Source organism: Cytobacillus solani (assembly GCF_001420595.1).
GTDB classification, from domain to species: Bacteria; Bacillota; Bacilli; order Bacillales; family Cytobacillaceae; genus Cytobacillus; species Cytobacillus solani.
Window position 1 is genome coordinate 1479658 of record NZ_LJIX01000006.1, and the last position, 23776, is coordinate 1503433.

Consider the following 23776-nt stretch of genomic DNA (forward strand, 5'->3'; position numbering starts at 1 on the left):
CTGTCCAAATCCCTACTTAAAGAGCACACATGGATAAGAATAACACAAAAATCAACATGAATGAACCTAAGTACGTAAAAATTAACAAGGTAACACGCAATTCTATGCAAATGAACGAATTGTTTGAGATTCTGTCAGGAATGAAGATGAAGCATCCTCTTCATTTGATTAAAACATATATTTATTCAATAAAGATGGAAAAATTAGATTGTAAAAAAAGTTCTATTACATTATTAAATGAAGTAATACTTAAAAAGAAAGTAATTACAAATCTAGAAAGTAGAGAATTTCCTTCTATAAAATTCTAAAAATTCCATTTACAATGAAAATTCAGTGTGTTAATATCTTAATTAATTGAAGTGTCACTTCAATATATAATTATTAATTAAGTAATCTATTATTAAATAAAATCTAACATTTGAGGAGAATGAAGATGAATTTTCATGGTATTTTAGTTCCTTTGGTTACCCCTTTTAAAAGCGATCAAAACTTGGATGTAGAAACATTAAAACAATTGACTAACACATTTATTGATAAAGGTGTTTCTGGCTTAGTGGTGTGCGGCACTACTGGCGAATATTACGCCTTAAATGAAGCAGAACGTGAAATGGTTTTAAAAACTGTGGCAGAAGTAGCCAAAGGTCGCGTAACTTTGATTGCCGGTATCAATGATTTATCCACTGAAGGGGCCGTTAACCGTGCCAAACAAGCCAAAGCTATGGGCTATGAAGGCTTAATGTTGGCACCCCCACCATATAGTCTACCTGATCAATCTGGTGTGATTGCTCACTATGAAACTGTGGCAGCGGAAATCGATTTACCTATTATCATGTACAATTTTCCTGCTCGCATAGGCATTGAAATTGAATATGACACAGTGGTGCACTTGGCGAAGAATCAGAATATCGTTGCAATTAAAGAAAGCAGTGGTGACTTTAGCCGCGCTTTACGTTTGCTGCAAACACCATTTGAAAATTTTGAAGTAATTTGTGGGTGTGATGATCAACCCGTAGATTTTTTCTTCTGGGGTGCGAAAAGCTGGATCGCTGGTGCAGGTAATGTGTTTCCGGAAGAGCAAGTCGCCATGTTTAATGCTGCCCAAGCTGGTGACTGGGACAAGGCTCGACAAATCATGAGCGATATTTACCCTGCTATTTACTCAATGGAGTCAGGTAACTACAATCAAAAAGCCAAACTAGGCTGCTTAAAAGGTGAAATCAACGTTGGTACGGTTCGCCTGCCTTTATCTGATTTATCAGTAGAAGAAAAAGCAGAATTCTTAGCTTTCTTTAAATAATAATCTGGAGGAGAGATAAATGACTATAACAAAAGAACAAGTCTTTGCCCTCGCCAAAGAAGGCAAACTATGGGCAGGCAACTTAATTGATGGTTTTGTGAGCACAGCCGGTAAATTAGAAAACCGCACCCCAATCGACAACAGTTTAATTGGATATATTGCCGATGGGGATGCACGGGACGTGGGTGCTGCTGTTAAGGCAGCAAGAGACATATTCGAAGCAGGTAGTTGGAGTCAATTATCCCCCAATGAGCGCAAAAAAGTGATGCTTCGCTGGGCACAATTGCTAGAAGAGCACAGTGAGGAATTGGCTGCCTTGGATTGCGTGGATGCTGGTAAACCGATTACCGAATGTTTGAATACTGACATGCCAGCAACAATCGATACTTTTTATTGGTATGCAGAAGCAGTTGATAAACTTTTTGGAAAAGTCGCTCCTACGAGCAACGATGCTTTGGGCTTGATTGTCACTGAACCTATTGGCGTGGTTGGTGCGGTATTGCCTTGGAATTTTCCTGCGCAAATGTATGCTTGGAAAGTGGCACCCGCTTTAGCGGCCGGTAATTCTGTCATTGTAAAACCTGCGGAATTAACTTCACTTAGCGCTTTCCGGATGACAGAACTTGCTTATGAAGCAGGTGTGCCAAAAGGTGCTCTAAGCTTGGTGTGTGGTTTGGGCGAAAAAGTAGGCGAACCATTAGGTCGTCACATGGATGTGGATATTGTCTCCTTTACGGGTTCAACTGAAGTAGGCCGCTATTTCTTGAAGTACTCAGCAGAGAGCAACCTCAAAGAAATTGTTTTAGAGTGCGGTGGCAAAAGTCCACAAGTGGTGTTTGAAGACGCTAATTTGGATGCGGCTGTTCCGCATATACTATCTGCTGCCTTTTGGAATATGAGTGAAAATTGCAGCTGCGGTTCACGTTTAATTGTGCATGAATCAATCAAAGAAGTATTATTAGAAAAATTAAAATCTGAATTAACAAGCTGGAAAGTCGGTAACCCAATGGATGAATCTGTTGCCATTGGCCCCATGGTCGAAGAAGCACACTTTAATAAAGTGAAATCATTCTTGGACATTACGCTGCAAGAAGGCGGCCGTTTAGTTACTGGGGGCAATATTCACAGTGAAGTGGGGAGCGGCTGGTACGTAGAACCCACTATTTTTGACAATGTAACCGCTAACATGACCTTGTTCCAAAACGAAGTATTTGGTCCTATATTAGCGGTAAGCACATTTGAAACGGAAGAAGAAGCCATCGCCCTTGCCAATAACACCTCTTACGGTTTGGCTGCTTCTTTCTACAGCCAGAATGTACAACGTACGATGCGGGTGGCACGTGCCATTAAAGCTGGAACAGTTTCTGTAAATGGTTTTAGTGAAGGAGATATCACCACTCCTTTTGGAGGCTTTAAACAATCTGGCTTCGGTGGAAAAGACAACGGCTTAGAAGCTTTTGAACAATATGTGCAAACAAAAGTGATTTGGTATATGAATTCATAAAAATTTGATTGGCTTTTATGGGGGAATAAATATGGCAAAAACAGATAATAAGCAGCTAAAAAAAGTAGTTGCTGCTTCTATGATTGGATCTGTAGCTGAATGGTATGAATTTTTCTTGTATGGTACAGCTTCAGCTCTAGTTTTTGGAGAATTGTTTTTCCGACAAACTGGAAGTGCTATTGACGGTATCCTCGCTGCATTTGCACTCTATGCGGTAGGATTTTTAGCTAGACCGATCGGAGGGCTTGTCTTTGGTCATTACGGTGATAAAATTGGGCGTAAAAAATTATTACAGCTTAGTTTAATTATCGTTGGGATTACGACCTTTTTAATGGGATGTATTCCAACATTCCATAGTATTGGCTACTGGGCTCCCATCTTACTCGTTACATTACGTTTAATTCAAGGTTTTGCTTTTGGAGGAGAATGGGGAGGAGCTGTAATATTAGTATCTGAGCACAGCCCAAATGATAGGCGCGGTTACTGGGCAAGCTGGCCGCAGGCAGGCGTGCCCTTGGGTAATTTAATAGCAACAATCATTCTTTTACTTTTATCTAAAAACTTAAGCCCTGAACAATTTTTGGACTGGGGCTGGCGCGTAGCATTTTGGTTTTCTGCAGTTGTTGTACTAATTGGTCTTTGGATTCGAAAAAGTATAGATGATGCCCCTGTTTTCAAAGAGGCACAAGAAAAACAAGCTAAATTAGAAAAACAGCAATTAGGAATTATTGAAGTGTTTAAATACCATAAAAAGGCTATTATTGCAGGTATTGGAGCTCGTTTTGCAGAAAACATCTTATATTATATGGTTGTAACTTTCTCCATTAGTTATTTAAAACTTGTGGTGGATAAAGATACTACACAAATATTATTATTAATGTTTGGTGCCCATGCTATCCACTTTTTCTTTATCCCATTAATGGGACATTTAAGTGATGTTTGGGGACGTAAGCCGATCTATATTACTGGAGCCGTTTTAACTGCTTTCTGGGGATTTATTGGGTTTCCAATGATGGATACAGGAAATGACTGGCTAATCATGACTGCAATTACATTTGGTTTATTTATACAATCGATGACGTATTCGCCATACTCAGCATTAATGACAGAATTATTTCCTACTCATATCAGATATACAGCATTATCTCTATGCTATCAAGTAGCACCCATTTTAGCAGGCTCATTGGCTCCATTAATTTCATTAAGCCTACTAAACAAATTTAATAGCTCCATCCCAATTTCAATTTATTTAGTCCTATCAAGTATCATTTCTATTTTAAGTATAATGGTAGTGAAAGAAACAAAAGGAAAATCACTGACTTTTAAGAAAGCAGAGTAGGTTTATTGAGTAAGGCTGATGCTAATCGGCATTTACAAAAACTTTAAAACTCTTGATTTAAAATAAATTTTGATAAAAACGGTCTCTATAATTATTTAAGTTTACTTTTTCTGAAAGTTCGATATAATTTAATGTGTAAGGAACGGAAGAGAAGGGATTTTATATGATAAATATAAACTGCATACTTGATTTTAAATACGGTGGCTCTTTCCTCCTTCAAACCAATATATACTGAATACAAATTCACTTACAAAGACCTTCGTATGGATACGAGGTCTTTATTTATTTTTGGAAGGAGTCCCTCAGAACAAGTTTTTTTGATTATCATTGAATGAGGAGAAATTTATGGAAATTAGAGACTATATGTAAAATGATGAAACTGGCTGGGTTCTATCATTTCTTGATACGGCATAATTCGATCATGTGCTAAAAGAAAAAGAAAAATATGAAAATCCATCTATTGAACTAGTAGCTGTGGATGAAGGACAAATCGTGGGGCCTTTAGATATCGAATATGAATGGAAGGAAGGAACTGTTTGTTCAAGAGGAACTGGTCTTGGTGGTATGATTTGGCATATTGCTGTACATCCAGAATTTCGTAGAAGAGGGATTGCTAAACGATTACTAATGAAGGCTGAGCAATTAGCAAAAGAAAAGCAGTTAAATCGTTTGGAAGCATGACGAGAGATGATGATTGGGTAATGAGGTGGTATGAAAAGAATGAATTTAAAAAAACAGATTCATATTTACACGTTTACATGGATGGCGGGAAGGAGCTAAAGGAACAAATAAGAAGTGAAATGCCCAACCTAATTCCTGTTCAAACATTTGCACATTATGTTGGACAAGGTAAAGAAAACATAAAAAGAAAGTTTAAAAGAGTACACGAATGTACTTGCTACGAAAAAATACTCTGCTAATAAATTTAAGTTAGGATAGTGGAGGGGATTCTATGTGGAAAAAAGAAATGTTAGAAACTACTAGAGGATGGTTCGAACTATTTATTTATGGAGAGGGAAATCCTTTATGGGTTACTCATTTATACAGTGAATTAAGGAGTTAGGGAATGATTTTGCAGATATTTTTGTTGATAAGTTTCAGGTTTTCTTAATCAACCTATTTAGAGGAACAGCGGCAATAAGAATATTTATGTGACTTAATATGCACAAATTAGGAGGATACGATGCAAATTCGAAGATTGAATGATAATGAACAGCTGCCAATGAATCTATTATTATTAGCAGACCCCTCTCGAAAACTAATAGAGGATTATGTGAACCGAGGGGAATGCTATGTATGTGAAAAAGGAAAAGAAATCAATGGTGTATATGTAATACTTCCAACTAGACCTGAAACAGTTGAATTAGTAAATGTTGCTGTATCCGAGGCTGAACAAGGTAAAGGAATAGGGAAGAATTTAATACTAGATGCTATACATCGATCTAAGGAAAAAGGGTACAAGACGATTGAATTAGGAACCGGGAATTCAAGTGTAGGGCAATTGGCTCTTTATCAAAAATGCGGATTTAGAATTACTGGTGTTGATACCGATTTTTTTATAAGACATTACGAGGAAGATATTTATGAAAATGGAATATGGTGCAGGGATATGATCCGTTTGTCTCAGGACTTGTATTGATAGTTGTAGGTTTTGTTCTATGAAAGTGGGGAGAAAGATGGAAAAGACTATTTATTTAATTAGACATTGCCAAGCTGTGGGACAGCCACCCGAATCACAATTGACAGCAGAGGGGATAAAACAAGCAGAAAAGTTAGCAGATTTTCTAAGTTCTATTAAAGTGGACAGAATCTTTTCAAGCCCTTTTTTGCGTGCTGTCGAAACAATAAAGCCTTTTGCACAGAAGATAACTATTGAAATTGAGACGGATGAGCGATTAGCAGAACGTGTACTTAGTGCTAATTCGATGCCCGATTGGTTCGAAAAACTTAAGATGACATTCAGTGATATGGATTTAAGGTATGAAGGCGGAGAATCTAGTAAAGAAGCGATGGATCGCATCGTGCAGGTTGTAAATGAAATGATCGGAAGCCAAGCACAAAGTTCGGTAATCGTCACACATGGAAATATCATGTCATTACTATTAAACTTCTACAATAAATCTTTTGGCTTTGATGAATGGCAGCAATTGAGTAATCCAGATGTGTTTATTATGCGTTTTAAAAATAATGAAGTACAGATTGGAAGAATATGGGAGGAAAATTAATGAATGAAGAGGCCTACACTTAAGTTAGTAAAGGGGATCTCTTATTTCTCATGATTTTAACCCAAATTAATCCGAATTCGCCTCGTGTTCGGATACTTAAGCTCAAGAAACTGCAAAAGTAGTCTGAAGTGGAATCAAGTTCGGACACGAAAGGTCAAGAAATCATCAAAGTAGTCTGAAGTGGAATCAAGTTCGGACACGAAAGGTCAAGAAATCATCAAAGTAGTCTGAAGTAGACTCAAGTTCGGACACGATGACTCAAGAAATCATCAACAAGTCCGAACTTGTCCTGCCCTATTTGCTTCACGATTATCTGCTTTTCATGACTGTCACCAAGTCACAATATTTTCTTTGGTAATAAAATTAATATGGTTCAGCATCATGTCCTTTTTCAATTGCTTTCTCAGGTGCTTTATCCCCACCTCTGCTTCCGAGTGGCTTTTGATTGGATCCCTCTTTAGATGCATGAGCTAACCCTTCTCTTAGTCTCTTGCCATATTCGTCATCAGCTTCTTCAGCAAGTGCAATCATTTTCTCTTGAATTCGCTGATCACAAGTTGATAGATCAGAAATCAGGTTTGCTAGTAGCTCATCTTTTTCCCATTGCTCAAATCTGCGATACGTTTCACCTGCTTGTTTCGTATTGCTTTGCCTGTCGATGGATTGGCGGACAAGCTTTCCTTCAATCTGAGGGGTGTATTCTTTTCCCACTTGTTCAGCTTCTTTTAATCCACCTAAGATTGATGGTTCATAATTAATATGTGGGTTTTGCCCAGGTGCACGATCTACCTTATATTGCATTTGGCCGCCGCTTTGATTGGTTGCGACCCGCTTCTTTGGTGCGTTAATAGGCAGCTGCAAATAATTGGCTCCGACACGGTGGCGCTGTGTGTCTGAATAAGAGAAGGTACGACCCTGTAGCATTTTGTCATCTGAAAAATCAAGCCCGTCCACAAGGACACCTGTTCCAAATGCAGCTTGCTCTACCTCAGTAAAGTAGTCCTCTGGATTTCGATTTAAGATCATTTTTCCAACTGGAAGCCATGGGAACTGATCCTCTGGCCAAAGCTTTGTATCATCGAGTGGATCAAAATCTAATTCTGGGTGCTCATCGTCGCTCATAATTTGAACAAGAAGCTCCCATTCAGGGTATTCTCCACGCTCAATCGCTTCATATAGATCCTGTGTTGCATGATTGAAATTCGTTGCTTGAATTTCACTTGCTTCTTTCATTGTCAGGTTTTTGATTCCTTGTTTCGGCTCCCAATGATATTTAACAAGGACTGCTACCCCATCATTGTTTACCCATTTATATGTGTTCACACCTGACCCCTGCATCATTCGGTAGTTGGCTGGAATCCCCCATGGGGAATAGACAAATGTCACCATATGGAATGTTTCAGGAGAGCTTGCACAAAAGTCAAAAAAACGCTGACTGTCCTGAATATTCGTTATTGGGTCAGGCTTAAACGCATGAATCATATCTGGGAATTTAATCGCATCTCGGATAAAGAAAATTTTCAAGTTATTCCCAACAAGATCCCAGTTCCCGTCCTCTGTATAAAACTTAACAGCAAATCCACGTGGGTCACGAAGAGTTTCAGGAGAATGACCGCCATGGATAACAGATGAAAACCTAACGAAGACAGGGGTTTGTTTACCTTTTTCTTGGAATAATTTCGCACGTGTATATTTAGAAACGGGTTCATCACCGGCTGTCCCATATGTTTCGAAATAACCATGCGCTCCTGCACCGCGGGCATGAACGACACGTTCAGGAACACGCTCTCTGTCAAAGTGGCTGATTTTCTCAATGAAATCGTAATTTTCTAATGTAGCAGGTCCTCGATTTCCAACTGTCCTTATATTTTGGTTATTTGTAACTGGGTGACCTTGCCTGTTCGTTAGCGTATTTTCGTTTTCTACATTTGTTTCATGGCTACTTTGTTCATTTGTCATCTTCCTATCTCCTTTAGTGTTAATAAACATACGTATCCTAGTATTTTTCAACTACATAGGCTATTTTCCCCAGCTAGTATAAAAAAATCCTCATTTAGTTAAAAATGATTCGTTGACAATATACCTATAAGGGTATAATATAACGATATAAGATCATACTAATTCTGCTCTGTAAGTTATACGTAGATGAACGATTAAGTGATAGAAAGGGGTTATCTCATGGAGTATAATGATCAAATTAAAAATAGAGTGAAGCGAATGGAAGGGCAGTTAAGAGGGATTTTGAAAATGATGGAAGACAATAAAGATTGTAAAGAAGTGATTACCCAATTGTCAGCGGTTCGTTCAGCCGTCGATCGAACAGTAGGTGTCATTGTTAGTTCTAATCTAGTGGAATGTGTTCTTGAGGCAGAAAGAAATGGAGAAAAAACAGATGAATTGATTAAAGAAGCAGTCAACCTGCTTGTGAAAAGCAGGTAATAAAGAAGAAGGAAACTTCTTTTTTTAGATATTTATATACCTATGGGGGTAATGAAAGGAGATACAAATGGAATATTTAAAGTATATTATTTTCGTGCTTGTCATTCTTTTAATTATATCACGGATGTTACCGACAAAAGGTGTAAGACAAATTAGTACATTAGAATTGAAAAAAGAATTAACTAATAAAAATAAACAATTTATTGATGTAAGAACACCTGGAGAATTTCATTCGCGCAATATCCGTGGATTTATCAATATTCCTCTTCAACAATTAGCTAAAAAAGCAAATGAGCTATCAAAGGACAAAGAGGTAATCGTTATCTGTCAAAGTGGCATGAGAAGCAACAAAGCTAGTAAATTATTAAAAAAACTAGGATTTAAAAATGTAACGAATGTCAAAGGCGGCATGAGCGCCTGGTCGTAACTAAGAAGCGGAGGAAATGAATGATGAAAACAATTACTGCGAAAGAAGTAGAAACACTATTAAATGAAGGAAAAGAACTCAATATTATCGATGTTCGAGAAACGGAGGAAGTTGCTGAGGGAAAGATTCCAGGAGCAGTTAATATGCCACTAGGTTTAGTTGAATTTCGTATGCATGAGTTAGAGAAGACAAAGGAGTATATAATCGTTTGCCGATCTGGCGGAAGAAGTGGGAGAGCAGCACAATTGCTTGATACCTATGGCTTTCAAGTCATTAATATGACTGGCGGAATGCTTTCATGGGAAGGAAAAGTTGAATAATAATTTATATAAAATAATACCTAAGTAGGTATATATTTGGAGGGGAAGTTATGAAACAGAAGGTTATCATCGTTGGCGGGGTTGCCGGAGGAGCAACGGCTGCTGCAAGGTTAAGAAGAATTAGCGAAGATGTAGAAATTATTCTCATTGAACGAGGTGAATATATCTCTTTTGCTAATTGTGGTTTGCCTTATTATATTGGTGAAACGATTAAAGAGAGAGGAAAGCTATTAGTACAAACGGTTAAAGGCATGTCTGAACGTTTTAATATGGATATTCGCAATTTAAGTGAAGTTATCGAGATCAATCCAGAATACAAAAAAGTTACTATTAAAAACTTGCAAACAGAGGAAGTATATGATGAAACATATGACAAGCTTTTACTCTCGCCTGGTGCAAAACCAATTGTTCCGCCAATCCCTGGTTTAGAAGAAAATGAAACATTATTTACGCTAAGAAATATTCCGGATACAGATAAAATCAAAAGCTATGTTGATAACCAAAATCCTAAGAAGGCTGTTGTGATCGGAGGTGGATTCATAGGAATAGAAATGGCTGAAAACCTCGCGGAAAGAGGAATGGAAGTAACAATTATCGAGATGGCTAATCAAATTATGGCACCGATTGATTTTGAAATGGCTAATATTTTGCACAATCATTTAATAGATAAAGGTGTGAAGCTAATCTTAGAAAATGGTGTTCAATCATTTGCTGAAAATGGCAGGAAGATTTTCTTGTCAGATGGAACTGAAATAGAAACAGATATGACAATTTTGTCTATTGGCGTAAAGCCGGAAAATGAATTGGCAAAGTCGGCTGGTCTTGTGATAGGTGAACGTGGTGGAATCCTCGTCAATGAATATCTTCAAACATCGAATGAGGATATTTATGCTGTTGGTGATGCAGTGGAGGTAGTCGATTACATTAGCGGCATGAAGGCGATGATTCCGCTTGCTGGCCCAGCTAATCGCCAAGGACGGATTGCCGCAAATAATTTGATGGGCAAAAAAGAGACGTATCAAGGAACGCTAGGGACTTCAATTGCAAAGGTGTTTGATTTAACTGTCGCTTCAACCGGAAATAACGAAAAAACGTTAAAACGGTTAGGAATTCCATACGAGGTTGTTCATATTCATCCAAGCTCTCATGCAGGGTATTATCCTGGTGCTGCATCAATCTCATTAAAATTAATTTTTGATCAAGAAACAGGAAGAATTTTTGGGGCTCAAGCGGTTGGAGCAGATGGAGTGGATAAAAGAATAGATGTAATTGCAACAGCAATAAAAGGCGGATTAACCGTTGAAGATTTAACTTATTTAGAATTGTCATACGCCCCACCCTATTCCTCTGCAAAAGATCCAGTGAACATGGCGGGATATGTGGCAACGAACGTCATGGAAGGGGAACTGGAACAGGTACAATGGCATGAGATCGATGAAATTATTGTTAAAGGTGGATTATTAATTGACGTTAGAGAAACAAAAGAACGCGAAAATGGATTTATTGCCGGTTCTATAAATATTTCATTAAATGAACTTCGTGAGAAATTAGACAAACTTCCAAAGGATCAAACCATTTATGTTAGTTGTCAGGTTGGTCTAAGAGGGTATTTAGCAAGCAGGATTCTTAAAAATAATGGGTATGATGTTAAGAATGTTGATGGCGGATGGAAAACGTATTCTTCTGTTTTCGGACGCAATTAAGAGGCTTTTTTCTAAGAAAAACGGTAAAAAAGTTTTAGCCTAAAAAGCAGGGGGATTTCGATACAAATGAAATTTACCTGCTTTTATAGTCAATTTTGAGTGATCTATTTTAAATTGGTACCCATAGATAATAAGTGCATTAATAATAAAAATAATATAAAACAAACAATTTGACTAACAAATAAATTACCTATAATATACCCGTATGGGTAATTAAAAATGATTTTAGGAGGGTTTGTAGTATGGTTAAAATAACTCAGGCAGCAATTTCAATCATTACGGAAGAAATTCAAGATGTGATCAATGAAGGAAAAACACCATTTATTCGCTTATCGATGGGAATTGGCTGAGGGGGACCTAAGCTTCGCCTGACTCTGGAAGAGTCAGCTTTAGACAATGATAAAATAGTAGAAGAAAGTGGAATCCACTTTTTAATTAGTGAAAGAGATCACGTGTATTTTGATCATGTGAAAATAGATTATACAAAAACTTTATTTGACGGGGGGCAATTTATCGTGATTCGCCTATAAAGGCTTAAGAAAAGCTATATATAGAGGGGGATAGAATATGAATCCATGGAATATACGTTTTCAAGATGAGAGCTATGTTTATGGAACTGAGCCGAATGTGTTTCTAGCAGAAACACAGAAACGGCTTCAATTATCAGGTAATGTCTTGGCTATAGCTGAAGGGGAAGGAAGAAATGCGGTTTTTTTAGCTGAACAAGGAATGAATGTAACTGCATGGGATTATGCAGAATCTGGGCTGATAAAAACGAAACAGCTTGCTGAAACACGGGGTGTAACCGTTCATACTGAGCTTGTCGACTTAAATGAAGCACATTGGAAGAAAGAGTTATGGGATGAGCTAGTATGTATTTTTGGTCACTTCCCAAAAGATTTGCGCATAAAAACACTTAGGGGAATTAAAGAGGCAGTTAAGCCTGGCGGATATTTTATATCTGAAGTATATTCTAACTGCCAAATTCCTTATCAAAGCGGAGGACCTAAAGATATAGGCTTTTTATATACTCCTGAAGAATTTTTGCAAACTTTTTCAGATTGGCGTATTGTTCACTTTTTTATAGGAGAGGTTGAACGAAATGAAGGAGAACTGCATAAAGGTTTATCCCATGTGATCCAGTTTGTTGGACAAAAACCGCTTAAAAAATGATAATTTTTTTGGTTGACTTTCTTTTTTTCTTTTAGTAATATACCCATAGGGGTAATAGTAAAATAAAAACTTGGAGGAATAAAAATGATAGTAGATAAAGTATTAGATGCAAAAGGTTTAGCATGTCCAATGCCAATCGTTAAAACAAAGAAGGCAATAAATGAACTTGAATCTGGTCAAGTATTAGAGGTTCATTCAACTGATAAAGGTGCTAAAAATGACCTAACCGCATGGGCAAAATCAAGTGGACATGAGCTTTTGAAGCATGAAGAAGAAAATAATGTGCTGAAGTTTTGGTTAAAAAAAGGGTAATTTTTTTTGATTCATAGATACCTATACGGGTAGTCGTAAAATGAATTATATAGGAGGAAATTATGGGCGAAAAGAAAAAAACAACGATTGTATTATTCAGTGGGGATTATGATAAGTCAATGGCAGCTTATATCATTGCCAATGGTGCAGCAGCCTATGATCATGAAGTAACCATATTCCATACATTTTGGGGATTAAATGCCTTGCGCAAAGATGAGCAGATTGACGTTAAAAAAGGCTTTATGGAAAAAATGTTTGGTAAGATGATGCCTAGAGGTGCAGAAAAAATGGGTCTTTCCAGAATGAACTTTGCTGGTTTTGGTCCGAAAATGATTAAAGATGTCATGAAAAAGCATAATGCGATGTCTCTTCCTCAGCTAATTGAAATGGCGCAAGAACAAGAGGTTAAGTTAGTCGCATGTACGATGACAATGGATTTATTAGGATTGCAGCAAGAAGAGCTATTGGAGAATATTGAATACGCTGGAGTGGCAGCTTATTTAGCAGATGCAGAGGATGGGAATGTAAACTTATTTATCTAATAAAAATAGGCTAGATTAAAACTTTTTAAGAATAATAATACCTATATAGGTATATATTGATTTGGAGGCTTATGAATGGAGACAATTAAAGCAAATGTACGATTAGATGCAAAAGGATTAGCATGTCCAATGCCGATTGTGAAAACGAAAAAGGCGATGAATGAATTGGAAGCTGGTCTCGTTCTAGAAGTTCAGGCGACAGATAAAGGCTCAATAGCAGACTTAAAAGCTTGGGCTGAGAGTAGCGGTCATCAGTATTTGGGAACACTCGAAGAGGGAGATGTATTAAAGCATTATTTAAGAAAGTCATCTAGTGATGAAACGATTGAAAAAAAACATCCAAATGTAATAAGTAATGAAGAGCTTGAGAAAAAACTAAACATGAATGAAAATATCGTTGTACTGGATGTAAGGGAAGCGGCAGAGTTTGCCTTTAACCATATTCCAAATGCACGATCTATTCCTTTGGGAGAATTAAAAGATCGATTAAACGAATTAAACAAAGAGGATCATATTTTCGTTGTATGCCGTACAGGAAATCGCAGTGATCTTGCTGCCCAAAAGTTAACAGAAAAAGGCTTTATCCATGTTGTTAATGTTCTGCCAGGCATGAGTCAATGGTTTGGTGAAATGGATAGTGTTCAAAGAAAGTAAAAAAATTTAACTTATTATATACCGCAGGGGGTAATTGTGAATGTCAGTTAAACCAATGACACCAAAAGAAGTGACACGAAAAGTTATTAATAAAGAAGAATTATTTATTTTAGATGTACGAAATGAAGCAGATTTTGCAGACTGGAAAATTGAAGGAGAAAACTTCGATTATTTAAATATTCCTTACTTTGAATTGCTTGATGGGGTCGAAGATATGCTGGATAAGCTGCCTTCTAGTAAAAATATACTTGTTGTATGTGCAAAGGAAGGTTCCTCTATCATGGTAGCCGATATGATATCTGAAGCAGGCTTATCAGTATCCTATCTAGAGGGAGGAATGAAGGCTTGGAGTGAGCACTTAGAGCCTGTGAAAGTTGGGGATCTATACAACGGTGGAGAAATCTATCAATTCGTTCGTATTGGTAAAGGCTGCTTATCCTATATGGTTGTTTCAAATGGAGAAGCTGCTATAATCGATGCCACACGTATGATTAATCATTATCTTGAATTTGCTAAAAACTTGGATGTAACGATTACACATGTATTTGATACACATTTACATGCAGATCATATATCTGGGGGTAGAGTGATTGCAGAGAAAACTAATGCTGCCTACTGGCTGCCTCCTAAAGACGCAGAGGAGGTAACCTTTGATTACAGTCCGCTTGAAGGTGGAAATATCGTGAGAATTGGAAATACCGCTATTGATATTCACGCATTATATTCTCCAGGACATACAATTGGTTCTACATCCTTTGTCGTTGATGAAAAGTTCTTACTTTCAGGGGATATTTTATTCGTTGATTCGATCGGAAGACCTGATCTTGCTGGAATGGCAGAGGACTGGGTTGGTGATTTAAGAGAAAGTTTATATTCAAGCTATCGAGAGCTTTCTGAGGAACTCATCGTTCTGCCGGCTCATTTTATGATCATTGATGAATTAAATGAAAATGGAAGCGTAGCAGAAAAATTAGGCACTTTGTTTGAAAACAATCATGGGTTAAACATTGAAGATGAAAACGAGTTTAGAAAACTTGTAACAGAAAATTTGCCGCCGCAGCCAAATGCCTTTCAGGAAATTCGTCAAACAAATATGGGGAAAATCTATCCAGATGAAGAGCAGCAGCGTGAGATGGAAATTGGTCCTAATCGCTGTGCTGTTAGGTAAATCTTAATGTAGGCTTAACAATTGACCTCTAATATAAGGGGAGGAAATATTAGTAAAAGTTTGGATTAATAGTATCTCATATAAAAAGGGAACCGGTTCAGGTTCCCTTTTCTTAGGAGGAAAGAAGATGGACATTGAATTTATAATAACCATTTTTTTAATTGGATTTATTGGATCTTATATTTCGGGGTTGCTAGGGGTAGGTGGATCGATTATTAACTTCCCGATGCTGCTTTTAATTCCAGCAGCACTTGGTGTGGCAAATTTTAGTTCACATGAGGTTTCTGGAATAACCGCCATTCAAGTGTTTTTTGCCACGATTGGTGGTGTTTGGGCTTATCGTAAAGGTGGATTCCTAAATAAAACTTTAATTACTTACATGGGTATTAGCATTCTAATTGGCAGTTTTATCGGCGGATTTGGCTCAACTCATATGACTGAAGGTGGAATTAATGTCGTTTATGGAATTCTTGCTTTAATTGCAGTAGTTATGATGTTAGTTCCGAAAAAAGGGATTGATGAAATTCCTTTAGAACAGGTGAAATTTAACAAATGGCTTGCCGCATCACTTGCATTAATCGTCGGTATAGGGGCTGGAATCGTTGGTGCAGGGGGAGCATTCCTGTTAGTGCCTATCATGCTTGTTGTGTTAAAGATACCTACACGTATGACTATTGCCTCCTCACTTGCCATAACATTTATCTCATCAATTGGTTCAGCGGTTGGGAAGATTACGACAGGGCAAGTGGAGTATTTTCCTGCGCTTATCATGGTGGCAGCAAGTCTTATTGCATCACCTCTTGGAGCTTATTCCGGCAAAAGGATAAATACAAAAGTATTACAGATGATTTTAGCTGTATTAATTTTGGCAACTTCAGTAAAGATATGGATCGATATTTTATAATTTAATTCAAAAGAAAAAGACGTTATTGATACGTCTTTTTTTGAACTTTATTTAATATTGTTTGTTAAATTCTTCATCATTGCCTCGTCCATTGGACCGACAATTTTCTTTGTAATCATTCCATTTGAATCAATTATATAGCTGGTAGGAATGGTAAAAGCTTGATACTGAGGTCCAATCAATCCGTTTTCGTCGAGGGGGATCGGAAAGGTGAGCCCATATTCTTTAACAAAAGTTTTGATGTTTTCCTCGCCTTTGTCGATATTGGTAAGATTTACAGTTAATACTTCAATTCCTTTATTATTGTTTTCTTCATAGAAGTTTTGCATATGAGGCATCTCAGCCTTACAAGGCGGGCACCATGTTGCCCAGAAATTTAAAATAACCTTTTTCCCTTTGTAATCGGATAGTTTGATAGTTTCACCGTCTAAGGTGGTTAATTCAAAGTCAGGCGCAGGTCTGCCTTCCTTCACCTTTGAAAAACTTGCACCAGGGATCTCCTCACTTCCACGAAAAGCTTCTTCTTTAGGAAGATCCTTTTCTCCATCTGCCTGAGATGGCTTCCATACATTCACGAATACAATACCCATGGCTAATATTAGGATGGCTATGGATAGTAGATTTTTACTCAATACTGAACCCCTCCTTATGATATTTAGATAGAATGAGTGTTATGATTCCAATCCAGGAAAAGTCAATGCCTCTAGCGAAAGGATTGAATGGAATAAGCTAAATACAAACAATTCCAACAGGATGAATACAGTAAAAAGTTGATTGAAAAGCAGCGTTTTTTTTCTATTAAGGATATAAAGGGTAAATAAATATCCTAATAACACGATGGAGTGAATGATCATTTCTATCCAATCTGGTTCTAGTATATTAATAACAGTTTCATAGCAAATAAAATAAAGCAAAGAAACCTGAGCCATTTCTTTTTTCTTGCCTGCGATAAAAAGCAGATACAAGGAGAGAATAGCCTCTGCTAGCATATGCCCTTTTGTCCCGCCGTTATAATAGACAATGGATAGGGGCATATCTCCTTAATTATGGGATCATTTTGTTAAAGTTTGATTAAGAATAATGAAAGAAGTAAGTAATTTGATGGATATGGTACTTCCTTTTATTTTTAAAATAAGTTTTGCATTATTTATTTTAGAATGGTAAGAAAAAGGATAAAATATATAACTATTGGACATTGCTAAGGAAATTGAAAATGTGTAGTATTATTCTGAAGAAAAAGGTAAAAATCTATTATCCTCATAACAATAGGGATAAATAAAATATTTTAGTAGGAGCAAAATAAGAAAGGTGATGATTGATGTTTGAAATCAAAGGGGATTTATTAAATAGTGTTCTCATGGAAGGTATAAAAGAAAGTGTCTTCATCGTGAAGGTTATTAATGACTTGGATTTTGTCTATGTTTATTTGAACCGTGCCGCTATGGAGAAAACAGGACTTACTAAAACTGTAATTGGGCAATCAATTCGTGATGTATATGCAGCTGAAAGAGCGGATTTTTTAATTGAACATTATAAAAAAGTTGTTATTAGCCTTGAAAGTGTAACATATGAAGACTCAAGCACTTCTCTATTAGGTGAAATGTATTATTCAGAAATAACACTATCTCCTCTTTTCGATGATTCAAACAAATGTACACATATCGTTGCACTTGTCCATGACGTAACAGAGAAAAAATGGGGCGAATTTGAATTAAAAAGCTATTGGGACAGTCTTCTTGAAAGTAAGCAGCGCTATCGTTCCTTGTATGAATTTAATGAAGATGCTATTTTTTCAATTAATAGGAATGGTCAGATCATAAAAGGCAATGCTGCTGTTAAAGATGTAACTGGCTACCAAGCAAATAGCCTAACCGATTCCAATTTTATTTCATTGGTTGTTGTAGAGAATATAAATACAACAATGGAAAGCTTCAATCGTGCAGTTGAAGGGAAAAATCAGCATATTAATATTGCTATTACGAATAAATCTGGTAACCGTGTGGAAGTCATTGCGAAATTCACACCGACAATTGTGAATGGTGAAGTGGTTGGTATTTACTGGATATTAAAAGATGTTACCGAACAATTAATGATTCTGAAAATGTATCAGGAAAGTGAACAGCGTTTTAGAATAATTGCAGAAAACTCTCAAGATTTAATTACAATGCTTGATGAAAAGGGAAAAATTATATATGTATCCCCCTCATATAAGACTGTGCTTGGCTTTAATAAGGAGGAATACATAGGAAAGTATTTTTTTCATAATATTCATTTAGAACATAAGGATAAATTGTGGGAATCGATCTTACAATCTATAAAAAATGAAAAATCATGGAAGCTGCAAGTGTTGAACAAGCATAAAACAAAAGGCTGGATTTGGTGTGAATTATGTGGAACACCTGTATTTGATAATCAAAGTCAATTCATACATATGGTCTGTGTGACAAGAGACATTCACATGCAAAAGGAATATGAACTGAAGCTGAAGCATATTGCTTTCCATGATTCATTAACCAATTTGCCAAATCGCCGATTATTTAAAGAGAAACTAACACATACATTAAATGAGTGCAAAAAAAATAAAATGGGATTGGCTGTCATTTTGATGGATATTGATCACTTTAAATGTATCAATGACGAAATGGGTCATGATATTGGTGATGAGGTGTTGGTGGAGTTCAGTAAGAGGGTTAGTAATTGTCTTCAAAACGATCAAATAATTGCTCGACTTGGCGGGGATGAATTCACTGTTCTTTTACCAAATAGACAGTCAAAAAAAGAAGTAGCGGCAATTGCAGAGCAAATTCAAAAATCTATGGATGAGCCATGGAATATTAACAATCATGAGTTTAAAATTACAACGAGTATGGGCATTGCCATTATATTTGATGAATATCCAACTGAATCAAGTATACTAAAGACGGCTGATCTCGCACTTTATGAAGCAAAAAGAGCTGGCAGGAATACGTATCGAATTAAATAAAGATGGACTGAAGATATTTCATGTAGAGCATCCTGATGGATGAACCCTGCATGATTTTTTTTATATCAGAAAAGAACTAGTGCGCATACTAAATTGGAAAAAATATAGGTAAAGGAGAATTAGTAATTGAAAAAGTTATTCATTTCACTCATTGTAATAGTTACACTTTGTGCCTGCTTCTTCTCCAAAATAAGGCTTTATGATATTACCAAGATCCAATTGATTCCGCAACTGTCTCTCCAATATTGTCAAGCAGTTCCCTGAAAAGTTTAAATATAAATAGAAGACGATACTCTGCAAAGGGTGTCGTTTTTTATTGATAAAATTTTACAAAAATGCATTGACGGAAAATTTAGATAATGCTAACATCTTATTTATATTAATCCGATTAAACAACTGTGTTTTATTGGTATTGAGGTAGGGGAGTGAATAAAGTGAAAGTAGTTTTAAAAACTTTTGTAACTGGATTTGCACTTGTAATGATTTTGGCCGGATGTGGATCAGGTTCTAAGACTAGTACAGAGTCTGGAGCTTCATCTGATAATAAGATCAGAAAAGTAAAAGTAGCCTATGATCAAGCTTCAAAACCAATGTCCTGGATAGATGAAAATGGGAAACCTACTGGATATGATGTGGAAGTAATGAAAAAAGTGGATGAATTACTTCCAGCATACGAATTTGAATATGTTGGGACATCAAGTGATGACTTATTGATTGGTGTTGAACAAGGAAAATATCAGGCAGGTGTAAAGAATGCTTTCTGGACACAGGAAAGAACGGAAAAATTTATATTTCCAAAAGAATTCATAGGACTAAGCAGTGCGGGTCTCGTCCTAAAAAAAGAAAATGAGAATATTAAAAGTTTGGCAGATTTTGCATCAGCTGGTTTCACATTAGCACCAATTGCTGCAAATAACGCTCAATATACGATTATCGATGAATATAACATAGCTAATCCGGATAATAAGGTAAAACTTAAAGCCGGTGATGAATTTTCTGTTGATGTTGTTCAGTGGGTAAATGAAGGCCGTGTAGATGGAGGCGTAATGATAGAAGGACCTTTTCAAAAACAAGTGACTGCTAAAGATGGTCCATACCATCATTTAAAAAATGATGTTGTTTATAATGAGTTCGCAGTGATTAAAACTTGGCCGCTATTTAATAAAAAAGAACAGGAATTTGCTGATGCCTATGATGAAGCTGTAAAACAGCTAAAAGAAGAAAAAAAGACAAATGAATTTAGTGTGGAATTCTATGGAAAAGATTTGTTTGAAGTATTGGATAAGGTGAACAGATAATAACAGCGCTAAAGAAAAAGCAGATAGGGAGGAAATATGGAAAAATATTTTGATGCAACTTATATTCTGCAGTCGATACCCATGTTACTTCCCTTTTTAAAAGTGACATTTATGGTTGCTTGTTTATCCATTCTATTTGGAACAATTATTGGCTTTATCTTAGCAGCTGCCAAATTAGGAAAAAGCAAGATTGCTAGGAATTTAGCCAATGGCTATATAACCATATTAAGATGTACACCTTCCATCGTTCTTCTTTTCTTAGTTTATTATGGGATTCCTGCCATTGGTAATAATTTAGGGATGAACCTAAATGACATTGACAAAGCTGTTTTTGTAATTGTTACTTTTTCACTTCAGTTTGGTGCGTTAATGTGTGAGGTCATTCGCTCTGCATATGAATCGATTGATAAAGGCCAATTTGAAGCGGCTGTCAGTGTCGGTTTAAGCAATATCCAAGCTTACGGGAGGATTATTTTTCCACAGGCATTCGTGGTCGCGCTTCCTAACTTTGGCAATAGCTTGCTAGCACTGCTTCAGGAAGGGGCTTTAGCCTATACAATTGGGTTAATTGATATTGTAGGGAAGGCTAATCTTATTATTGCAAGTAACTACAATGCGCATGCGTTGGAAATTTTTCTAGCATTATCTATTATTTACTGGGTTATTTCCATTGCGATTGAACATTTCTTCTTGAAATTAGAAAGGGCATTTAGTAAGGGAAAACAATCATTGAAAGCGTTGTAAGGCGGTGAAAGAGTGTCGGAAGGTCTGGATTATAAATTTTTGATTGATACTTTTTTTGTTGCATTATCAGGGGTGCCTATCGCATTGGCCATCACAATCGTAGCTTTAATGGTTGCGCTCCCTTTAGGTTTTATACTTGCCTTATCAAGAATTAACCGTTTTCTGGTATTGCATCGATTTGCACAAATATACGTTTCTTTTGTAAGGGGAACTCCAATTATTGTTCAAATTTTTATTGTATATAGCAGTATCCCTTTATTGCTTGATTCTATAGTTACTAAATATAACTTCGAGATGAATGTGTATGATGTGAATCCGATTTGGTACGCTTTCATCGTTTTTTCCTTTAATACGACTGCCATCTTAATTGAAGTGTTTCGTTCGGCATTAAATACGGTGAGTAAAGGACAGCTGGAAGCTGCACAATCAGTTGGTTTAACAAATGTGCAAGCTTTTAGAAGAATTATTATCCCTCAGACATTGGTTGTTGCATTACCAAATATTTGTACTGTAACGGTTAATCTGATTAAAGCAACTTCTCTAGGATATGCACTGTCCTTGCAAGAGATCACTTTAAGGGCAAAAGTAGCTGCCAATGTGGGATACAATTATGTTGAGGCATACATCGATATCTTTCTAGTCTATTTGATTTTGTGTAGTTTAGTAGAATATATTTTCAAACTTTATGAGAAACGGTTAATTAAGTATAAGGCAGTAAATGCTTGAGATTGAAGCAGGATGTGATCAATATGCTGGAAATTAAAAATATCCAAAAATCATTTGGTGAAAGTAAGATTTTAAAAGGTGTAGACATAAAAATAGATAAGGGTGATGTTGTCGTCATTCTTGGGCCAAGCGGCTCAGGTAAAACAACGTTACTGAGATGCATCAACTTTCTGGAAAAAGCAGATGAGGGGCTAGCAGTTTTTGACGGGATAGATATAAACTTGAAAACGGCATCAAAGAGACAAATCCACTCAATAAGGCAGAAAACTGCCTTTGTCTTTCAAAATTACAATCTATTTAATAATAAAACGGCATTAGAAAATGTAACCGAAGGACTGATTGTTGGGAGAAAGATGCCAAAAGAGGAAGCGAATGAGCTAGGTAAAAAAGCTTTAAATAAGGTAGGTTTATCAGAAAAATACAATGCATATCCTAGTGAATTATCTGGCGGACAACAGCAGAGGGTTGGCATTGCGAGGGCGGTGGTAATTGATCCTGATATTATTCTTTTTGATGAACCGACTTCTGCACTTGATCCTGAACTTGTCGGTGAGGTATTAACAGTAATGAAGAATATCGCTAAAGAGGGAACAACGATGTTAGTTGTCACACATGAAATGTCTTTTGCAAAAGATGTAGCAAACAGAGTGATCTTTATGGATGAAGGAATTGTTATTGAAGAGGGATCACCAAAAGATATTTTCGTCCATCCAAAAGAAGAGCGTACGAGAAAATTTTTAAAGAGGGTATTGCCAGAGGATTTTACTTATTATATTTAGCTGTTGGTGAATGGATAATATTTTGATCGTGGCCCAATTTCTCAAAAATGATAGTGAGAAATTGGGCTTTTCATTTAATCCTAAAATGGCTTATGTCATTCCATCCTTCACAAATTTTCAGCTGAGTCTGAAAATGACAGATGTTTGTTAGTATTCAATAGCTTATAATTCCGATGCGACACAACGGTATAGAGTGTATCAATATTTATTCGGTCTGCATCAGAAGGACTGATTTGTACAATCACACTCGATTCCTTCACTTTAATAACCTCTCCATTAATCGAAAGATTGTTCCGTTTAAAAAGGACTTGATCTCCTTCGCTAGCTATTTTGCTTGTAAACATTTTCAACATTCCCCTATCTATTTTGAGATCGGAAATCTATGGTGTGCAGATAAAACATGAACTTTGGTTCAATTATTGCATGTGACTAATTGTCTGTCAATTTTAAAGTGAATCTTAGTTCATGTTTTATATGTGATATGATAAGGAAAGAGGTGATTGGATGTCTGAAAGAGATGAAGGACAGCTAGTTGGGGTATTTCCTTCTATACCGAAACAAATACGTGCACAGAAAAAAAGACTAGCTCTGCTTGAGAGCGGGCGCAGTTTATTTATAGAAAAAGGGTATGAGCAAACGACTGCAAAGGATATTGCTTCTCATGCCGGTGTAGCAACGGGGACATTTTATCGCTATTTTTCAGATAAACGGCAGCTGTTATTGGCTTTATTGGAGGATAAAATGGAAGAGCTGTTGCCACCTGTACCTAATTGGATGCACAGAAATCCGGAACAATTGCTCACGTCCCTCCTGGAACATTATATTAATTCGTTAGAAGCTATTGGCATTCATCGTGTTCTCCCAGAGTTATTGCCAAAAGACCCAGAGCTATCAGAGGTCATGTTAGAAGCAAGAAAAAGTTTGCATGCAAGAATATATAAAGGGTTACAAAGTGCCAAAGATGAGGGACTAACATGGGAAGACCTAGATTTAGATACGGTTACTTGGACAATAATATTAATGGTTGAAAACAGTCCTGAAAAAGAGGAACAAAGTGGAAGTCCGTTAGAATATGATGAAATGGCTAAGGTCATTTGCCGACTCGTTTTTCCTCCACAAATTATGGAGAAAATGTATGAAAGTAACGGTGAAACCAAAAGATGAATTAGAGTTCATATTTTTTCTTGACTTCAAAAAGACAGCATGAAATACTTGAACTATGATTCATATTTATAAACT

At 36.6% G+C, this 23776-nt stretch carries 25 protein-coding genes and 1 pseudogene; 22 read left to right on the plus strand and 4 right to left on the minus strand.

Translation table 11 applies throughout. The features are described from left to right. The first annotated feature begins 433 nt into the window (after positions 1 to 433). The 6 genes and pseudogenes from dapA (at position 434) to AN957_RS09135 (ending at position 6365) form a co-directional block, all read left to right on the plus strand. Positions 434 to 1297, plus strand: coding sequence for a 4-hydroxy-tetrahydrodipicolinate synthase (gene dapA / locus AN957_RS09110; RefSeq protein ID WP_053475294.1), 864 nt, complete (start codon positions 434 to 436; stop codon positions 1295 to 1297). Between the two features lie 19 nt (positions 1298 to 1316). Next, complete coding sequence (locus tag AN957_RS09115; protein WP_056683586.1) at positions 1317 to 2801, plus strand: aldehyde dehydrogenase; 1485 nt, start codon at positions 1317 to 1319, stop codon at positions 2799 to 2801. A 31-nt stretch (positions 2802 to 2832) separates the two neighbouring features. Further along, the gene (abaF, locus tag AN957_RS09120; protein WP_053475296.1) at positions 2833 to 4140 is read left to right on the plus strand and encodes a fosfomycin efflux MFS transporter AbaF; all 1308 of its coding nucleotides are present in this window, start codon (positions 2833 to 2835) and stop codon (positions 4138 to 4140) included. A gap of 372 nt (positions 4141 to 4512) precedes the next feature. After that, positions 4513 to 5060: pseudogene (locus tag AN957_RS09125) on the plus strand (GNAT family N-acetyltransferase); the annotation flags it as partial. A 263-nt stretch (positions 5061 to 5323) separates the two neighbouring features. Further along, positions 5324 to 5779 (plus strand): GNAT family N-acetyltransferase, encoded by a 456-nt coding sequence (locus AN957_RS09130; RefSeq protein WP_053475297.1) that lies wholly within the window; start codon positions 5324 to 5326, stop codon positions 5777 to 5779. 37 nt (positions 5780 to 5816) lie between these two features. Beyond that, a complete protein-coding gene (locus AN957_RS09135) occupies positions 5817 to 6365 on the plus strand; it encodes a histidine phosphatase family protein (protein ID WP_053475298.1) in 549 nt (182 codons plus the stop codon). A 363-nt stretch (positions 6366 to 6728) separates the two neighbouring features. On the opposite strand, the gene AN957_RS09140 is transcribed toward AN957_RS09135, so the two are convergent. Beyond that, positions 6729 to 8324 (minus strand): catalase, encoded by a 1596-nt coding sequence (locus AN957_RS09140; protein WP_056683589.1) that lies wholly within the window; start codon positions 8322 to 8324, stop codon positions 6729 to 6731. Positions 8325 to 8543: 219 nt separating this feature from the next. Between AN957_RS09140 and AN957_RS09145 the strand changes: the two genes are divergently transcribed. The 10 genes from AN957_RS09145 (at position 8544) to AN957_RS09190 (ending at position 16007) form a co-directional block, all read left to right on the plus strand. Next, positions 8544 to 8804, plus strand: coding sequence for a metal-sensitive transcriptional regulator (locus tag AN957_RS09145; protein ID WP_053475300.1), 261 nt, complete (start codon positions 8544 to 8546; stop codon positions 8802 to 8804). A 67-nt stretch (positions 8805 to 8871) separates the two neighbouring features. After that, positions 8872 to 9231 (plus strand): rhodanese-like domain-containing protein, encoded by a 360-nt coding sequence (locus tag AN957_RS09150; RefSeq protein ID WP_053475301.1) that lies wholly within the window; start codon positions 8872 to 8874, stop codon positions 9229 to 9231. A 23-nt stretch (positions 9232 to 9254) separates the two neighbouring features. Continuing rightward, entirely contained in the window at positions 9255 to 9551 is a 297-nt protein-coding gene (locus AN957_RS09155; protein ID WP_053477488.1) for a rhodanese-like domain-containing protein, read from the plus strand. A 50-nt stretch (positions 9552 to 9601) separates the two neighbouring features. Continuing rightward, complete coding sequence (locus tag AN957_RS09160) at positions 9602 to 11254, plus strand: CoA-disulfide reductase (protein ID WP_056683592.1); 1653 nt, start codon at positions 9602 to 9604, stop codon at positions 11252 to 11254. A 567-nt stretch (positions 11255 to 11821) separates the two neighbouring features. Continuing rightward, positions 11822 to 12427: an SAM-dependent methyltransferase gene (locus AN957_RS09165; protein WP_053475303.1), complete on the plus strand. Its 606-nt coding sequence runs from the start codon at positions 11822 to 11824 to the stop codon at positions 12425 to 12427. Between the two features lie 84 nt (positions 12428 to 12511). Next, positions 12512 to 12739, plus strand: coding sequence for a sulfurtransferase TusA family protein (locus AN957_RS09170; protein ID WP_053475304.1), 228 nt, complete (start codon positions 12512 to 12514; stop codon positions 12737 to 12739). A gap of 62 nt (positions 12740 to 12801) precedes the next feature. After that, complete coding sequence (locus tag AN957_RS09175) at positions 12802 to 13281, plus strand: DsrE/DsrF/DrsH-like family protein (protein WP_053475305.1); 480 nt, start codon at positions 12802 to 12804, stop codon at positions 13279 to 13281. A gap of 75 nt (positions 13282 to 13356) precedes the next feature. After that, positions 13357 to 13935 (plus strand): sulfurtransferase TusA family protein, encoded by a 579-nt coding sequence (locus AN957_RS09180; RefSeq protein ID WP_053475306.1) that lies wholly within the window; start codon positions 13357 to 13359, stop codon positions 13933 to 13935. A gap of 40 nt (positions 13936 to 13975) precedes the next feature. After that, positions 13976 to 15103, plus strand: coding sequence for an MBL fold metallo-hydrolase (locus tag AN957_RS09185; protein ID WP_053475307.1), 1128 nt, complete (start codon positions 13976 to 13978; stop codon positions 15101 to 15103). 127 nt (positions 15104 to 15230) lie between these two features. Then, entirely contained in the window at positions 15231 to 16007 is a 777-nt protein-coding gene (locus AN957_RS09190) for a sulfite exporter TauE/SafE family protein (RefSeq protein ID WP_053475308.1), read from the plus strand. 47 nt (positions 16008 to 16054) lie between these two features. On the opposite strand, the gene AN957_RS09195 is transcribed toward AN957_RS09190, so the two are convergent. Together AN957_RS09195 and AN957_RS09200 are read right to left on the minus strand one after the other, a co-directional pair. Further along, positions 16055 to 16639, minus strand: coding sequence for a peroxiredoxin family protein (locus tag AN957_RS09195; RefSeq protein ID WP_056683595.1), 585 nt, complete (start codon positions 16637 to 16639; stop codon positions 16055 to 16057). A 39-nt stretch (positions 16640 to 16678) separates the two neighbouring features. After that, complete coding sequence (locus AN957_RS09200; protein ID WP_056683598.1) at positions 16679 to 17041, minus strand: hypothetical protein; 363 nt, start codon at positions 17039 to 17041, stop codon at positions 16679 to 16681. A gap of 284 nt (positions 17042 to 17325) precedes the next feature. Between AN957_RS09200 and AN957_RS09205 the strand changes: the two genes are divergently transcribed. The 5 genes from AN957_RS09205 (at position 17326) to AN957_RS09225 (ending at position 22537) form a co-directional block, all read left to right on the plus strand. Further along, positions 17326 to 18990 (plus strand): sensor domain-containing diguanylate cyclase, encoded by a 1665-nt coding sequence (locus AN957_RS09205; RefSeq protein WP_056683601.1) that lies wholly within the window; start codon positions 17326 to 17328, stop codon positions 18988 to 18990. Between the two features lie 434 nt (positions 18991 to 19424). After that, on the plus strand, positions 19425 to 20288 hold the full coding sequence (locus AN957_RS09210; RefSeq protein ID WP_231690040.1) for a transporter substrate-binding domain-containing protein: 864 nt from the start codon (positions 19425 to 19427) through the stop codon (positions 20286 to 20288). Positions 20289 to 20324: 36 nt separating this feature from the next. Further along, positions 20325 to 21032: an amino acid ABC transporter permease gene (locus AN957_RS09215; protein WP_053475311.1), complete on the plus strand. Its 708-nt coding sequence runs from the start codon at positions 20325 to 20327 to the stop codon at positions 21030 to 21032. A gap of 12 nt (positions 21033 to 21044) precedes the next feature. Continuing rightward, complete coding sequence (locus AN957_RS09220) at positions 21045 to 21758, plus strand: amino acid ABC transporter permease (protein WP_231690041.1); 714 nt, start codon at positions 21045 to 21047, stop codon at positions 21756 to 21758. Positions 21759 to 21781: 23 nt separating this feature from the next. Beyond that, on the plus strand, positions 21782 to 22537 hold the full coding sequence (locus tag AN957_RS09225) for an amino acid ABC transporter ATP-binding protein (protein ID WP_053475312.1): 756 nt from the start codon (positions 21782 to 21784) through the stop codon (positions 22535 to 22537). A gap of 107 nt (positions 22538 to 22644) precedes the next feature. Here the strand turns inward: AN957_RS09225 and AN957_RS09230 are convergent, their stop codons facing one another. Further along, positions 22645 to 22881 carry a DUF2187 family protein gene (locus AN957_RS09230; RefSeq protein ID WP_053475313.1) on the minus strand — a complete coding sequence of 79 codons (237 nt, stop codon included), beginning with the start codon at positions 22879 to 22881 and terminating at the stop codon, positions 22645 to 22647. Between the two features lie 160 nt (positions 22882 to 23041). On the opposite strand from AN957_RS09230, the gene AN957_RS09235 reads away from it, so the two are divergent. Continuing rightward, the gene (locus AN957_RS09235; protein WP_053475314.1) at positions 23042 to 23701 is read left to right on the plus strand and encodes a TetR/AcrR family transcriptional regulator; all 660 of its coding nucleotides are present in this window, start codon (positions 23042 to 23044) and stop codon (positions 23699 to 23701) included. Positions 23702 to 23776 lie beyond the last annotated feature (75 nt).

Excerpts from the sequence above, each read along its gene's own strand:
- dapA (WP_053475294.1), top strand. The coding sequence starts at position 434 with ATGAATTTTCATGGTATTTTAGTTCCTTTGGTTACCCCTTTTAAAAGC.
- AN957_RS09115 (WP_056683586.1), top strand. The coding sequence starts at position 1,317 with ATGACTATAACAAAAGAACAAGTCTTTGCCCTCGCCAAAGAAGGCAAA.
- abaF (WP_053475296.1), top strand. The coding sequence starts at position 2,833 with ATGGCAAAAACAGATAATAAGCAGCTAAAAAAAGTAGTTGCTGCTTCT.
- AN957_RS09130 (WP_053475297.1), top strand. The coding sequence starts at position 5,324 with ATGCAAATTCGAAGATTGAATGATAATGAACAGCTGCCAATGAATCTA.
- AN957_RS09135 (WP_053475298.1), top strand. The coding sequence starts at position 5,817 with ATGGAAAAGACTATTTATTTAATTAGACATTGCCAAGCTGTGGGACAG.
- AN957_RS09140 (WP_056683589.1), bottom strand. The coding sequence starts at position 8,324 with ATGACAAATGAACAAAGTAGCCATGAAACAAATGTAGAAAACGAAAAT.
- AN957_RS09145 (WP_053475300.1), top strand. The coding sequence starts at position 8,544 with ATGGAGTATAATGATCAAATTAAAAATAGAGTGAAGCGAATGGAAGGG.
- AN957_RS09150 (WP_053475301.1), top strand. The coding sequence starts at position 8,872 with ATGGAATATTTAAAGTATATTATTTTCGTGCTTGTCATTCTTTTAATT.
- AN957_RS09155 (WP_053477488.1), top strand. The coding sequence starts at position 9,255 with ATGAAAACAATTACTGCGAAAGAAGTAGAAACACTATTAAATGAAGGA.
- AN957_RS09160 (WP_056683592.1), top strand. The coding sequence starts at position 9,602 with ATGAAACAGAAGGTTATCATCGTTGGCGGGGTTGCCGGAGGAGCAACG.
- AN957_RS09165 (WP_053475303.1), top strand. The coding sequence starts at position 11,822 with ATGAATCCATGGAATATACGTTTTCAAGATGAGAGCTATGTTTATGGA.
- AN957_RS09170 (WP_053475304.1), top strand. The coding sequence starts at position 12,512 with ATGATAGTAGATAAAGTATTAGATGCAAAAGGTTTAGCATGTCCAATG.
- AN957_RS09175 (WP_053475305.1), top strand. The coding sequence starts at position 12,802 with ATGGGCGAAAAGAAAAAAACAACGATTGTATTATTCAGTGGGGATTAT.
- AN957_RS09180 (WP_053475306.1), top strand. The coding sequence starts at position 13,357 with ATGGAGACAATTAAAGCAAATGTACGATTAGATGCAAAAGGATTAGCA.
- AN957_RS09185 (WP_053475307.1), top strand. The coding sequence starts at position 13,976 with ATGTCAGTTAAACCAATGACACCAAAAGAAGTGACACGAAAAGTTATT.
- AN957_RS09190 (WP_053475308.1), top strand. The coding sequence starts at position 15,231 with ATGGACATTGAATTTATAATAACCATTTTTTTAATTGGATTTATTGGA.
- AN957_RS09200 (WP_056683598.1), bottom strand. The coding sequence starts at position 17,041 with ATGCCCCTATCCATTGTCTATTATAACGGCGGGACAAAAGGGCATATG.
- AN957_RS09205 (WP_056683601.1), top strand. The coding sequence starts at position 17,326 with ATGTTTGAAATCAAAGGGGATTTATTAAATAGTGTTCTCATGGAAGGT.
- AN957_RS09215 (WP_053475311.1), top strand. The coding sequence starts at position 20,325 with ATGGAAAAATATTTTGATGCAACTTATATTCTGCAGTCGATACCCATG.
- AN957_RS09225 (WP_053475312.1), top strand. The coding sequence starts at position 21,782 with ATGCTGGAAATTAAAAATATCCAAAAATCATTTGGTGAAAGTAAGATT.
- AN957_RS09230 (WP_053475313.1), bottom strand. The coding sequence starts at position 22,881 with ATGTTTACAAGCAAAATAGCTAGCGAAGGAGATCAAGTCCTTTTTAAA.
- AN957_RS09235 (WP_053475314.1), top strand. The coding sequence starts at position 23,042 with ATGTCTGAAAGAGATGAAGGACAGCTAGTTGGGGTATTTCCTTCTATA.